We start from the raw sequence: 13288 nt of genomic DNA on the forward strand, positions 1-13288 counted from the left end.
CGGTATCCTCTTCCGTTCCCGACGCCACGCTGCCGCCTGTGCCGACTTCCGCCGTCCTGCTGCGCCTGCTGCTGTGCCTGAGCCTGCTGCTCAACGGCACCGCGGCCGCCATGGCGATGCCCGGCACGCCGGCACACGGCACCTCGATGCACGGCACGACTGCCACCGTCGCCAGCACGGCGCCGGCGCATGCGGCGATGCCCTGCCACGACGCGCCGCCACCGCCGCCGGCCGACCACGGTGAGCATTGCCACGACCATGCCGGCAAACACGGCGGCTGCGGCGGCATGGCCGGCTGCCAATGCCCGCACGCGCAACCGCTGCCGGCCTTGCTGGCGATGCCGCTGGCGCTGCCACGCTTGCCTCGCACCCTTATTGCCGCCGCTCCCCAGGCCGCGCACGGCGCGCCCGGCCTGCCGCGGCTGGAGCGCCCTCCCAGCGCCTGAGCGCGCGCGGCCGCCTGCTGGGCGGTCTCCCGGCGGCAGCGCACAGGCGCTGCCGCGTCCGTGCCTGCAGCGCTCCGTCGGCGCTGTGCGGCGCATCGCATCCGCTTACGGACATCGCACATGAACCCATCTTCTTCCGGCCTGCCGGCGCTGCCGTCGCGGCGCCGCTTCGTCACCGGGCTGGCGCTGGGCGCCGCCGCCGGCCTCACCGGGCTGCCGCTGCGCCACGCCCAGGCCAGCGCACTGGCGCGCAACGGCGCCGCGCCCTACGTGCTGCATGGCACCGACCTGGACCTGAGCATCGGCAGCACGCGGGTCAATTTCACCGGGCGCGAGCGCCCCGCCATCGCGGTCAACGGCAGCGTGCCGGCGCCGCTGCTGCGCTGGCGCGAAGGCGACACCGTGACCATCCGCGTGGCCAACCGCCTGCCCGGCCACACCCAGACCTCGGTGCACTGGCACGGCCTGCTGCTGCCTGCCAACATGGATGGCGTGCCAGGCATGAGCTTCGACGGCATCTATCCCGGCGAGACCTACCAGTACCGCTTCGCCCTGCGCCAGTCCGGCACCTACTGGTACCACAGCCATTCGCTGCACCAGGAGCAGGCCGGGCTGTACGGCGCCATCGTCATCGACCCGCGCGAGCCGCCGCCGTACCGCTACGACCGCGAACACGTGCTGCTGCTGTCGGACTGGACCGACCTGGATCCGGCGGCGCTGTTCCGGCGGCTGAAGCAGATGCCGTCCTACGACAACCTGTACCAGCGCACCGTCGGCGATTTCCTGCGCGACGCGCGCGAGGACGGGCTGCGCGCCACCCTCGCCGACCGCGGCATGTGGGGGCGCATGCGCATGACGCCGAGCGACCTGTCCGACGTCAACGGCAACACCTACACCTACCTGCTCAACGGCATGACCCCAGCCGGCAACTGGACCGGGCTGTTCCGCCCCGGCGAGAAGGTGCTGCTGCGCTTCATCAACGCCTCCAGCATGAGTTACTTCGACGTGCGCATTCCCGGGCTGAAGATGACCGTGGTCGCCGCCGACGGCCAGTACGTGCATCCGGTGAGCGTGGACGAGTTCCGCATCGCCGCGGCCGAGACCCTTGATGTGCTGGTCGAGCCCAGCGGCCAGGACGCCTACACGGTGTTCGCCCAGGACATGGGCCGCACCGGCCACGCGCGCGGCACCCTGGCCGTGCGCGAAGGCCTGCAGGCGCCGGTGCCGGCGAACGATCCGCGTCCGTTGCTGCGCATGCAGGACATGGGCCATGCGATGGCCGGGCACGCCGGCATGGACCACGGCGCCGGCACGGCCATGCAGGGCATGGAAGGCGGCTGCGGGGCGAGCATGCACATGGCCGGCATGCCGGGCATGGACCACGCCGCGCACGCGGCTTCCAGCACTGCCGCCGCGCCTGCGCATCCAGCCAGCGAACGCGGCAATCCGCTGGTGGACATGCAGTCCGCCGCCACTGCGCCGCGGCTGGACGACCCCGGCATCGGCCTGCGCGACAACGGCCGCCGCGTGCTGACCTATGCCGATCTGCACAGCCTGTTCGAGGACCCGGACGGACGCGAGCCGGGGCGCGAGATCCAGTTGCACCTGACCGGCAACATGGAGAAGTTCGCCTGGTCGTTCGACGGCATTCCCTTCGCCAGCGCCGAGCCGCTGCGGCTGAACTACGGCGAGCGCCTGCGCATCGTGCTGGTCAACGACACGATGATGCAGCACCCGATCCACCTGCACGGCATGTGGAGCGACGTCGAGGACGCCACCGGCCGCTTCCAGGTGCGCAAGCACACCGTGGACATGCCGCCGGGCACGCGCCGCAGCTACCGCGTGCGCGCCGACGCGCTGGGCCGCTGGGCCTACCACTGCCACCTGCTGTACCACATGGACGGCGGCATGATGCGCGAAGTGCGGGTGGACGCATGAGCCGCTTCCGTCTCGCTCCGCTCGCCCAGGCGACAGGCCTGGCGTTGCTGTTGGCGCATGCCGCCGCGCATGCGCAGCATGTTGCCAGCGCCGGCAGCGCCACCGACGTCCCTGCATCGGCCTGCGTCTGCCCGACGTCCGCATCGGCCATACCCAAGGCGGATACGGCGGCGCCGCCGGACGCGGCAAGGCACGCCGCCATGGACCATGCCGCCATGGACCACACCGCGCATGCGCCGGGCATGCACGGCACACCTGCCACGCCGCCCGCGGCAGAGAACGCCGACGCCATGACGCACGACCATATGGACCACGCCACGATGGACCCCGCGGCCGCGCCGACGTCGCAGGTCGAGCACGGCGAACACGCGCACTCCGCACACGACGGCATGCATCACGACGGCATGGACCATGCGACGCCTTCCGCGCCGACCGCGACCGCGTGCCACTGCCCCGCGAGCGCCGACACGCCACTGCCCCGCGAGCCGATCCCACCGATCACCGCCGCCGACCGTGCGGCCGCGTTCCCGGTGCTACACGACCACGGCATGGCGCACGGCGCGGCGCGTACCGGCTACCTGCTGGTCGATCGCCTGGAAGGATGGGACAACGCCCACGGCAGCGGCCAGGCCTGGGAGGCGCGTGGCTGGTACGGCGGCGACATCGACCGGCTGTGGCTGCGCAGCGACGGCGAACGCGAGGGCGGCCGCACCACGGCGTCCTCGCTGGAACTGGCCTACGGCCGCGCGATCTCGCCCTGGTGGGACGTGTTGGTCGGCGGCAGGCAGGCGTTCGCGCCCGGCAGCGCGCGGACCTCGGCCGCGTTCGGCGTGCAGGGCATGGCGCCGTACAAGTTCGAGGTCTCGGCGATGCTGTACGTCGGCGCAAGCGGCCATGCCAGCCTGCACCTGGAAGGCGAATACGACGTGCTGCTGACCAACCGGCTGATCCTGCAGCCACGGCTGGAGGCGGAACTGGCCGCGCGCGACGATCCGGCGCACCACACCGGCAGCGGCCTGGCCACCGTGGAGGGCGGACTGCGCCTGCGTTACGAGGTCACGCGGCGGTTCGCGCCGTACATCGGCGTGGACCACGTCCGCCACTTCGGCGACACCGCCGACCTGCGCGGTGGCGACGGCGAGGCGGTGCGCGAGACGCGCTGGGTCGCGGGCCTGCGGTTCTGGTTCTGACGGTTCTGGTGTCGAGCTGCCGGCGCGCGGCGAACGGCGGCGCAAGGACGCGCCGCCGTAGCGAAACGCGGCATCCCCGCTAGAGCGGCGCTCGCGATGCGGCGGTTGCATATGCATCCATCTCAACCACCCAGGCACAGCGAACGACGACGTGCCTTTGTAGGAGCGGCTTCAGCCGCGACCGGCGTTACCGGGAAAGCCCGTCGCGGCTGAAGCCGCTCCTACGAGATGCGGCGCTGGGCTATGGCGAAGGGCATCCGCCGCAGCTCACGCATGCAGCGCCGCCTGCAATGCCTCCACTTCGTGCCGTGGCGGACGCAGCGCGCCCAGCGTGCGGACCAGCTCGCGATAGCTGCGCGCGAGTTGCCCGAACAGGCTGGCGTCGCTGTCGCGGGTTTCGGCGACTTCGGCGTAGGCGCCGCGGCCCAGGTCGATGAAGTAGTCCACGCTGACCCGACGCCGTGCCGCCACGCCGGGGAACAGCCCGGCGATCAGCAGGCAGCCGTCGCCGACCTCGCGCAAGGCGTCGGCACGTGCCCGCCCCACCTGCTCCTGCGCATGCAGCCACGCCAGTGCCTGGATGCGCGCCAGCAACTGCGCGTCGCGCTGGTAGCGCAGCAGCACGAACACCAGATAGTGCTCGCGCGATTCGTCCAGCGGCCGGCCCAGGCGCTGCCCGGCCTCGTGCACCAGCGCCTGCCACAGCTCGGCCGGCGCCCCCTGTCTGAAAGACTCGTACATGCGTCCTCCTGCGTGGTGGGAACCCTCGCAGGAAGCTTATGCATAACCCGCGCCACACTGCTGGCAATGTCCACGCACAAGTGCCAGCGTTCGCGTCGTATCAGCGGCGTCATGCGGCGCTCGCAGCTGCGCAGCAGCGCTCGGAGCCCGGATCGTTCAGGACCTGCGGCGCTTGCGGACGTCGCAGGTCGTCGGCGCAGCGCACTGCGCCAGGATGCCGGCGAGGATCAGGTCGATCCCGGCGACGAAATCCAGACGGTCGTCGTGCGTGCGCAGCGCGGCGGCCATGCTGCGCACGAACGGATACGCGGCCGGATCGAGCCGCGACCACATGCCCGCCATCGCGTCCAGGGCCTCGCTGCGGACAAGCCCCTGGGTCATCGCCAACTGCGTGTTGGCCGCGTTCTGCCCGCTCACGCCGAGCATGTAGTTGAGCAGCGCGGACACCGCCGCCCACTGCGCGGTGTCGGCCACACCGAGCGCACGCAACGGCTGGCCCAGGCCTTCGATGATGCGCACGATCGGCAGCTGCCCCGGCGCCTGCCACAGGGCCGACCCGATCCAGGGATGCGCATCGATCGCGTCGAACATGGCCAGGGCCAGCGCGCGGATGGCGGCCTGCGGCGTGGCGCCTGCCAGTGGCGGCGACAGGCTGCGCGCGATGACGGCGTCGCAGGCGGCGGTCAGCAGATCGCGCTTGTCGGCGATATGGCCGTACAGGGCGCCCGGTCCGGTGGCGAGCCGTTCGGACAGCGCGCGGAAGGTCAGGCCGGCTTCGCCGTCGCGATCGAGCAGGGCGATCGCCGCGTCGACGATCTGCTCGCGCGACAACGCGGCATCGCGGCGGGACGGGCTGGGGCGTGGCTCGGCCATGGCCGATCTTGACACGAATGGAACGTCATTCCAAGATGATGGAATGACGTTCCATAGCCACGTGCCGCGCGCATCGCTGCACGCACTGCTCCCTTGAGGTCCCGGATGCACACTCCCATCGCGATCATCGGCGCCGGACTGGGCGGGCTCGCGCTCGCCCGCGTGCTGCACCTCCACGGCATCGCCGCAACGCTCTACGAAGCCGAGGCATCGGCCGAGGCGCGCCCGCAGGGCGGCCTGCTCGACATCCACGCGTACAACGGGCAACTCGCGCTCAAGGACGCCGGGCTGTACGCGCAGTTCCGCGCGCTGGTGTTGCCCGGCGCGGATGCGAAACGCGTCGTCGACGCGCACGGGACGCTGCTGGTGGAGCGGCCGGACATCGCCGCCGGCAGTCGGCCTGAGGTGGATCGCGGGCAGTTGCGCCGCCTGCTGCTCGATGCGCTTCCCGCCGGCGCGGTGCGCTGGGGCCACAAGCTCGCAGGGGTGTCGCCGCTCGGCGAGGGGCGGCATCGGCTGCATTTCGGCAATGGCGCCACGGTCACCACCGACCTGCTGGTGGGTGCGGATGGCGCCTGGTCGAAGGTGCGGCCCCTGCTGTCCGCTGCGGTGCCCGCCTACAGCGGCATCACCTTCGTCGAGACCTGCCTGTTGCACGCCGACACCCGGCATCCGGCCAGCGCGCACCTGGTCGGCGGCGGCACGCTGATGGCGGTCGCACCGGGCAAGGGCATCCTCGTGCACCGCCATGCCGACGGCATGTTGCAGGCCTATGTGGCGCTGGTCAGGCCGGAGTCGTGGTTCGACGGCATCGACGCTGCCGTGCCGGCGAGCGCGATGGCGCGCATCGCCGCGGAGTTCGCCGGCTGGGCGCCGGCGCTGACCGCGTTGATCACCGCCAGCGACACACCACCGGTGCTGCGTCCGATCCACGCATTGCCGGTCGAGCATCGCTGGGAACGCGTCCCCGGCGTGACCCTGCTCGGCGATGCGGCGCACCTGATGTCGCCGTTCGCCGGCGAAGGCGCCAATCTCGCGCTCTACGATGGGGCCGAGCTGGGCAAGGCCATCGCCGCGCATCCCGGCACGATCGACGCCGCGCTGGCCATGTACGAAGCCGAGCTGTTCGCGCGCAGCGCGCCGTTCGCCCGCGAATCGCAGCGCAACCTCGCCCTGTTCTTCGACGACACCGCGCCGCAGAGCCTGGTCGATTTCTTCAACGGCATCGCCGTCTAGCGCTCAGCGGCAGCCCGGCGCCGCGGCGGACATGGCCACGGCGCTCAGCCTGCGCATCGCTGGCGCACCGAACGCGACTGAGCGCGCTTACTCCACCGTCACCGACTTGGCCAGGTTGCGCGGCTTGTCCACGTCGGTGCCGCGCGCCAGTGCGGTGTGGTAGGCGAGCAACTGCACCGGCACGGTGTGCAGCACCGGGCTGAGCACGCCGGCGTGGCGCGGCGTGCGGATCACGTGCACGCCCTCGGATGCGTTGAAGTTGCTGTCCTGGTCGGCGAACACGAACAGTTCGCCGCCGCGCGCGCGCACTTCCTGCATGTTCGACTTCACCTTCTCCAGCAGGGTGTCGTTGGGCGCGATCACCACCACCGGCATGTTGGCGTCGACCAGCGCCAGCGGGCCGTGCTTGAGTTCGCCGGCCGGATAGCCCTCGGCATGGATGTAGGTGATCTCCTTGAGCTTGAGCGCGCCCTCCAAGGCGATCGGGTAGTGCAGGCCGCGGCCCAGGAACAGCGCGTTGTGCTTGTCGGCAAAGCGCTCGGCCCACACTGCGATCTGCGGTTCCAGGTTGAGCACGTGCTGCACGCTGCCGGGCAGGTAGCGCAGCTGCTCCAGGTACTCGGCCTCCTGCTCGGCGCTCAGCCGCCCGCGGCGCTTGGCCAGCACGCAGGTGAGCTGGAACAGCGCCGCCAGCTGGGTGGTGAAGGCCTTGGTCGAGGCCACGCCGACCTCGGCGCCGGCGCGGGTGTACAGCACCATCGCGCTGGCGCGCGGGATCGCGCTCTCGGGCACGTTGCAGATCGACAGCGTCTTGGCATGGCCCAGCGCCTTGGCGTACTTGAGCGCCTCCATCGTGTCCAGGGTTTCGCCGGACTGGGAGATGGTCACGATCAACTGCCGCGGGTTGGCGCAGGCATCGCGGTAGCGGTACTCGCTGGCGATCTCCACGCTGCACGGCAGCCCGGCGATGCCTTCGATCCAGTAGCGCGCGGTCAGGCCGGCGTAGTAGCTGGTGCCGCAGGCCAGGATCTGCACGGCATCCACGTCGGCCAGCAGCGCCTCGGCCTTGCTGCCGAACAGCGCGGTGTCGAAGCCGCCGGCGTCGAACAGCGCCTCCAGGGTGTCGGCCAGCGCGCGCGGCTGCTCGTGGATCTCCTTCTGCATGAAGTGGCGGTACGGCCCCAGTTCCAGCGAGGCCAGCGACACGTCGGAGACGTGCGGCTCGCGCTGCACCGGCTGGTCCTGCGCGTCGTACACCTGCACGCCGTCGCGGCGCAGTTCGGCGGTATCGCCCTCTTCCAGGAAGATCACCCGGCGCGTGGCCTGGATCACCGCCGAGACGTCGGAGGCGATGAAGTTCTCGCCCTCGCCCAGGCCGATCAGCAGCGGGCAGCCCATGCGCGCGCACACCAGCAGATCCGGGCGCGACTTGCTGACCGCGGCCACGGCATAGGCGCCGGTCAGTTCCTTCACCGCCGCCTGCAGCGCGCCGAGCAGGTCGCGGCCCTGGTCGATGTAGTGGTGGATCAGGTGGGCGATGACCTCGGTATCGGTCTGCGATTCGAACACGTAGCCGAGCGCGGTCAGGCGCTCGCGCTGCTGTTCGTGGTTCTCGATGATGCCGTTGTGGACCAGGGCCAGATCGCCGTGGCTGACGTGCGGGTGCGCATTGGCCTCGGTGACGCCGCCGTGCGTGGCCCAGCGGGTGTGGCCGATGCCCAGCGGCGCGTGCAGGCCCTCGGCCTGCGCCGCGCTTTCGGTCTCGGCCACCCGGCCGGTGCGGCGCACGCGGCGCACCTGTCCGTCGGCGATGGCGGCAATACCGGCCGAGTCGTAACCCCGGTATTCCAGGCGCTTGAGCCCTTCGATCAGGACCGGGACCACATCGCGATCCGCGATCGCACCGACGATACCGCACATAGCCACGCCCTTCCCGAAAAGTCCGCCATTCTAGCCAAGTCCGCTGAATGTCTCGCCGCTGTCCGCTGCCGGACACAGGGCGTGCCAGCCATTCCCGAGGATGCCGTGCCCTAGTGTCCGCGAACGTGTCCGCGGACACCCGGACACCTGTCCGCGCCGGCCACACCCATACAATTCAATGACTTGCAGTTGGCACGCATCGTGCGATGGAGCCCCCATCCTCACCGCTGCGACCGTCCGATGATCCGTGACACCTCCGCCCAGGACCAGGTTCTCGCCCGCCCCCGCTCCGCCGCCTGGCGCCGCTGGCTGTGGCCCGGGGCGATCGCCGCGCTGGTGCTGCTGGGCATCGCCTTCGCCGCGCGCGGCTGGATCGCCGGCAGCCGCTCTTTCGACGCGCAGCGCGTGCGCATCGCCACGGTGACCCGCGGCGACCTGGTCCGCGACATCTCCGCCGACGGCCGCCTGATCGCCGCCAACAGCCCCACCCTGTACGCCATCTCCGGCGGCACGGTGACCCTGAAGGTGGTCGCCGGCGACGTGGTCAAGCAGGGCCAGGAACTCGCCGAGATTGACAGCCCGGAGCTGCGCAGCAAGCTGGCCCAGGAAGAGGCCACCCTGGCCGGCCTGGAAGCGGAGGCCGGCCGCGCCGACCTGGACGCGAGCCTGGCCCGCGCCACCGCCAGCAAGCTGATCGACCAGGCGCAGATCGAGCGGCAGGCCGCCAGCCGCGACCTGGAGCGCTACCAGCGCGGCTACGAAGGCGGCGCGGTGCCGCAGGTGGAGCTGGCCAAGGCCCAGGACACGCTGAAGAAGGCCGACATCGCGATGAGCCATGCGCAGAAGGATTCGGGCCTGCAGGCGCAGGGTGCGTCGCTGGACGCGCGCAACAAGCGCCTGCTCGCCGAGCGCCAGCGCGCGGTGGTGGCCGAGGTGCAGCGCCAGGTCGACCTGCTGACCCTGCGCTCGCCGTTCGACGGCCAGGTCGGCCAGGTGCAGGTGTCGCAGCACACCAACGTCGCCGCCAACGCGCCGGTGCTGAGTGTGGTCGACCTGTCCAAGTTCGAACTGGAGATCAAGGTGCCGGAGAGCTTCGCCCGCGACCTGGCGATCGGCATGCCGGCGCAGTTGACCAGCGGTGCCGGCGAACCCTTCGCCGGGGCGATTTCGGCGGTGTCGCCGGAAGTGGTCAACGGCGAGGTCAACGCGCGCATCCGCTTCACCGACAAGCAGCCGCCGGGCCTGCGCCAGAGCCAGCGGATGAGTGCGCGGGTGCTGCTGGATACCCGCAAGAACGTGCTCAAGCTCGAGCGCGGCCCGTTCGTCGAACAGTCCGGCGGCCGCTACGCCTATGTCATGGACGGCGACTCGGCGGTGCGTCGCCCGGTCGAACTGGGCGTCACCAGCCTGGGCGAAGTCGAAGTGCGCTCGGGCCTGCAGCCGGGCGACCGGGTGGTCGTCTCCGGCAGCGATCTGTTCGGCGACGCGCCGCAGGTCACGGTGCATTAGAAGCCGGGATTGGGGAATCGGGATTGGGGATTCGCAAGCCTCTCTCGTTTTCCTTTCCTGGTCACTGATTCCGAATCCCGACATCTCCAATCCCCAATCCCCGCTCCACCACCACAGGAACTCATGCCATGCTCGAAATGCGCGCCGTCTCCAAGGTCTTCCGCACCGAACAGGTCGAGACGCATGCGTTGCGCTCGCTGGACCTGCATGTCCGCGAGGGCGAGTTCGTCGCCGTCACCGGGCCGTCGGGTTCGGGCAAGACCACCTTCCTCAACATCGCCGGCCTGCTGGAGACCTTCACCAGCGGCCAGTACCTGCTCGACGGCCAGGACGTCAGCAACCTCAACGACGATGCGCGCTCGCGCATGCGCAACCAGAAGATCGGCTTCATCTTCCAGGGCTTCAACCTGATCCCCGACCTCAACCTGTTCGACAACGTCGACGTGCCGCTGCGCTACCGCGGCATGGGCGCGGCCGAGCGCAAGCAGCGCATCGAGGAGGCGCTGAGCCGGGTCGGGCTGGGCTCGCGCATGAAGCACTATCCGTCCGAACTGTCGGGCGGCCAGCAGCAGCGCGCGGCGATCGCCCGCGCCCTGGCCGGCAGCCCGCGCCTGCTGCTGGCCGACGAACCGACCGGCAACCTGGACTCGCAGATGGCGCGCGGGGTGATGGAACTGCTGGAGGAGATCAACGCGCAGGGCTCGACCATCGTCATGGTCACCCACGATCCGGAACTGGCCGCGCGCGCGCAGCGCAACGTGCACATCGTCGACGGCCAGGCCACCGACCTGCAGCGCGACCCGGTGCTGGTGCACGGCGGCAGCGACGCCGCGGCCACGCGCTGACCGGCACGGCGACGGCGCGGAGATCGACATGGTCGGCTACTACGTCCAGCAAGCGTGGCGCAGCCTGCGCCGCAGCCCGGTGCTCACCGCGCTGATGGTGCTGTCCATCGCCGTGGGCATCGGCGCGGCGATGACCACGCTGACGGTGATGCGGTTGCTCTCCGGCGACCCTCTGCCGGGGCGCAGCCAGCAGATCTTCTTCGCGCAACTGGATCCGCGCCCCAGCAACGGCGCCAACCAGAAGCCGTACGACAAGCTCGACTACCCCTCGGCCATGGACCTGTGGAAGCGCGGGCGCGCCGATCGCCAGGCCATGGTCGCCGAGAGCGAGATCAAGGTGCACGCGGCGGACAGCGCCGCACCGCCCTTCATGACCCAGTTGCTGATGACCCAGGCCGATTTCTTCCCGATGTTCCAGGTGCCGTTCGCCTACGGCAGCGGCTGGCGCGCGCGCGAGGACGAGGACCGGGCGCGGGTGGCGGTGATCTCCTCCGACCTCAACGCCAAGCTGTTCGGCGGACGCAACAGCGTCGGACGCAACCTGCTGGTGCGCGGCACCGCGGTGCGCATCGTCGGCGTGCTGGCGCCGTGGCGGCCGTCGCCGCTGTTCTACACCTTGGCCGGCGGCAGCTTCGCCCATGGCGATACCGGCAGCTTCTACGGACGGCCGCAGGACGTGTTCATGCCGCTGTCCAGCAGCCTGGAGGTCAACGACGGCCACGTCCAGCCGTGGACCTGCTTCGGCAAGCCGGACGCCAACATGGACCTGCGCAGCGCCCCGTGCGTGTGGCTGCAGTTGTGGGTGCAACTGGACACGCCGGCGAAGGTCGCCGACTACCGCCGGCTGCTGGCCGACTACGCCGCGCAGCAGCATGCCGCCGGGCGCATCGGCCGCGCAGATACCGCGCGCCTGCTGTCGCTGCCGCAATGGCTGGACCACAACCGCGTGGTGCCGGGCGACGTACGCCTGCAGAGCTGGCTGGCGCTGGCATTCCTGGGCCTGTGCCTGTTCAACAGCGTCGGCCTGCTGCTGGCCAAGTTCCTGCGCCGCGGTGGCGAGATCGGCGTGCGCCGCGCGCTGGGGGCCTCGCGCCGCGCGATCTTCGCGCAGTGCCTGACCGAGGCCAGCGTGATCGGCCTGGTCGGCGGCATCGGCGGTTGGCTGCTGACCCTCCTGGGCCTGTGGAGCGTGCGCCAGCAGCCCACCGCCTACGCCGACCTGGCGCACCTGGATCTGACCACGTTCGCCGGCACCTTCGCCCTGGCGATCGCCTGCAGCCTCGCGGCCGGCCTGTTCCCCGCCCTGCGCGCCAGCCGTATCGCGCCAGCCATGCAACTCAAGAGTCTGTAACCGGGGCCCGCGACCATGCAGATCACGCCCATCCTCAGCGCGCTGTCGCGCCATCGCATTGCGGCCACGCTGATCGCGCTGGAAGTGGCGCTGGCCTGTGCGGTGCTGTGCAACGCCTTCTTCCTGATCGGCAACCGCCTGGACCTGGTGCATCTGCGCAGCGGCATCGACGAATCCGCGCTGGGCCTGGTGACGCTGTCCGGCTGCGACGGCTGCAACGATGCCGATGTCAACGCGCGCGCGCTGGATGCGGTGCGGCGCACGCCCGGCGTGCGCGCGGCCGGCGCCATCAACACCGTGCCGTTCGCGCCGCCGGCGTTCAACAACGGGCTGTGCCTGGACCAGGACTGCACCCAGGTCGGCGGCGTGCCGCACTTCTACATGCTCAGCCCGGGCGCTGTCGCCGCGCTGGAACTGAAGCCGGACAGCGGCCGCGCGTTCGCCGACGCGGACTACCAGCCGCTCGTCAACGGCATGCCGACCGCGGCCGGCGTATGGATCACGCGGGCGCTGGCCGCGCACCTGTGGCCGGGCCAGGATCCGCTGGGCAAGGAATTCTGGGCCGGCGGCCATTTCCGCGTGATCGGCACGCTGGCGCATCTGGCGCGCCCCGACCCCGGCCGCAGCGAGGACGGCGTGATCGGCAGCGACTGGTCGGTGGTGCTCCCGGTGCGCGGGGCGGAGCAGTCCGGCACCTACGTGCTGCGCGCCGATCCGCGCGACCTGTCGCGGGTGTTGGCGCAGGCGCGCGCGGCGGTGGCGCGTGCGGTGCCCGAGGCGGTGCTGGACAACGCCAACAGCCAGCCGCTGGACGCGCTGCGCCAGACCTATTTCCAGAGCGACCGCGCGATGACCGGGCTGCTGGTCGCGATCATCGTCGCGATGCTGCTGGTGACCGCGCTGGGCATCGTCGGCCTGGCCAGCTTCTGGGTGCAGCAGCGCACCAAGCAGATCGGCATCCGCCGCGCGCTCGGCGCCACCCGCCGCGACATCCTGCGCTACTTCCAGACCGAGAACCTGCTGCTGGTCGGCGCCGGCGTGGCGCTGGGCATGCTGCTGGCCTACGGCGGCAACGTGCTGCTGATGCAGGTGTTCGAACTGGAGCGGCTGCCGGCCAGCTACCTGCCGGTCGGCGCGCTGCTGCTGTGCGCGCTGGGCCAGTTCGCCGTGCTCGGCCCGGCCCTGCGCGCCGCCGCCGTCCCGCCCGCCACCGCCACCCGCAGCGCCTGACCCGGAGCC

The 13288-nt window shown here is 71.0% G+C and carries 11 protein-coding genes; 8 read left to right on the forward strand and 3 right to left on the reverse strand.

All coding sequences use genetic code 11. The features are described from left to right. The first annotated feature begins 38 nt into the window (after positions 1–38). The 3 genes from AC1PK7_RS18575 (at position 39) to AC1PK7_RS18585 (ending at position 3574) form a co-directional block, all read left to right on the forward strand. Positions 39–446 (forward strand): CopL family metal-binding regulatory protein, encoded by a 408-nt coding sequence (locus AC1PK7_RS18575; protein WP_481099086.1) that lies wholly within the window; start codon positions 39–41, stop codon positions 444–446. Between the two features lie 120 nt (positions 447–566). Continuing rightward, positions 567–2384 (forward strand): copper resistance system multicopper oxidase, encoded by a 1818-nt coding sequence (locus tag AC1PK7_RS18580; protein ID WP_481099087.1) that lies wholly within the window; start codon positions 567–569, stop codon positions 2382–2384. After that, positions 2381–3574, forward strand: a complete 1194-nt coding sequence (locus AC1PK7_RS18585) for a copper resistance protein B (protein WP_481099088.1) — start codon at positions 2381–2383, stop codon at positions 3572–3574. The genes AC1PK7_RS18580 and AC1PK7_RS18585 overlap by 4 nt, the downstream gene beginning before the upstream one ends. A 267-nt stretch (positions 3575–3841) precedes the next feature. On the opposite strand, the gene AC1PK7_RS18590 is transcribed toward AC1PK7_RS18585, so the two are convergent. Together AC1PK7_RS18590 and AC1PK7_RS18595 are read right to left on the reverse strand one after the other, a co-directional pair. After that, positions 3842–4315: a hypothetical protein gene (locus AC1PK7_RS18590; protein ID WP_209032510.1), complete on the reverse strand. Its 474-nt coding sequence runs from the start codon at positions 4313–4315 to the stop codon at positions 3842–3844. Positions 4316–4471: 156 nt separating this feature from the next. Next, positions 4472–5188, reverse strand: a complete 717-nt coding sequence (locus AC1PK7_RS18595) for a TetR/AcrR family transcriptional regulator (protein ID WP_481099089.1) — start codon at positions 5186–5188, stop codon at positions 4472–4474. A gap of 105 nt (positions 5189–5293) precedes the next feature. On the opposite strand from AC1PK7_RS18595, the gene AC1PK7_RS18600 reads away from it, so the two are divergent. Further along, complete coding sequence (locus tag AC1PK7_RS18600; RefSeq protein WP_481099090.1) at positions 5294–6424, forward strand: FAD-dependent oxidoreductase; 1131 nt, start codon at positions 5294–5296, stop codon at positions 6422–6424. Between the two features lie 87 nt (positions 6425–6511). Here AC1PK7_RS18600 and glmS read toward each other — a convergent pair whose 3' ends face one another. Then, positions 6512–8344 carry a glutamine--fructose-6-phosphate transaminase (isomerizing) gene (gene glmS / locus AC1PK7_RS18605; protein WP_481100935.1) on the reverse strand — a complete coding sequence of 611 codons (1833 nt, stop codon included), beginning with the start codon at positions 8342–8344 and terminating at the stop codon, positions 6512–6514. 240 nt (positions 8345–8584) lie between these two features. On the opposite strand from glmS, the gene AC1PK7_RS18610 reads away from it, so the two are divergent. The 4 genes from AC1PK7_RS18610 to AC1PK7_RS18625 all read left to right on the forward strand — a co-directional run bounded on the left by AC1PK7_RS18610 (position 8585) and on the right by AC1PK7_RS18625 (position 13279). Next, complete coding sequence (locus tag AC1PK7_RS18610; protein ID WP_481099091.1) at positions 8585–9853, forward strand: efflux RND transporter periplasmic adaptor subunit; 1269 nt, start codon at positions 8585–8587, stop codon at positions 9851–9853. Between the two features lie 128 nt (positions 9854–9981). Then, positions 9982–10698, forward strand: a complete 717-nt coding sequence (locus AC1PK7_RS18615) for an ABC transporter ATP-binding protein (protein ID WP_019800633.1) — start codon at positions 9982–9984, stop codon at positions 10696–10698. A gap of 28 nt (positions 10699–10726) precedes the next feature. Beyond that, positions 10727–12049 carry an ABC transporter permease gene (locus AC1PK7_RS18620; protein WP_481099092.1) on the forward strand — a complete coding sequence of 441 codons (1323 nt, stop codon included), beginning with the start codon at positions 10727–10729 and terminating at the stop codon, positions 12047–12049. A 15-nt stretch (positions 12050–12064) separates the two neighbouring features. Then, positions 12065–13279, forward strand: a complete 1215-nt coding sequence (locus AC1PK7_RS18625; protein WP_481099093.1) for an ABC transporter permease — start codon at positions 12065–12067, stop codon at positions 13277–13279. Positions 13280–13288 lie beyond the last annotated feature (9 nt).

The organism is Xanthomonas sp. NCPPB 3174 (assembly GCF_056725205.1).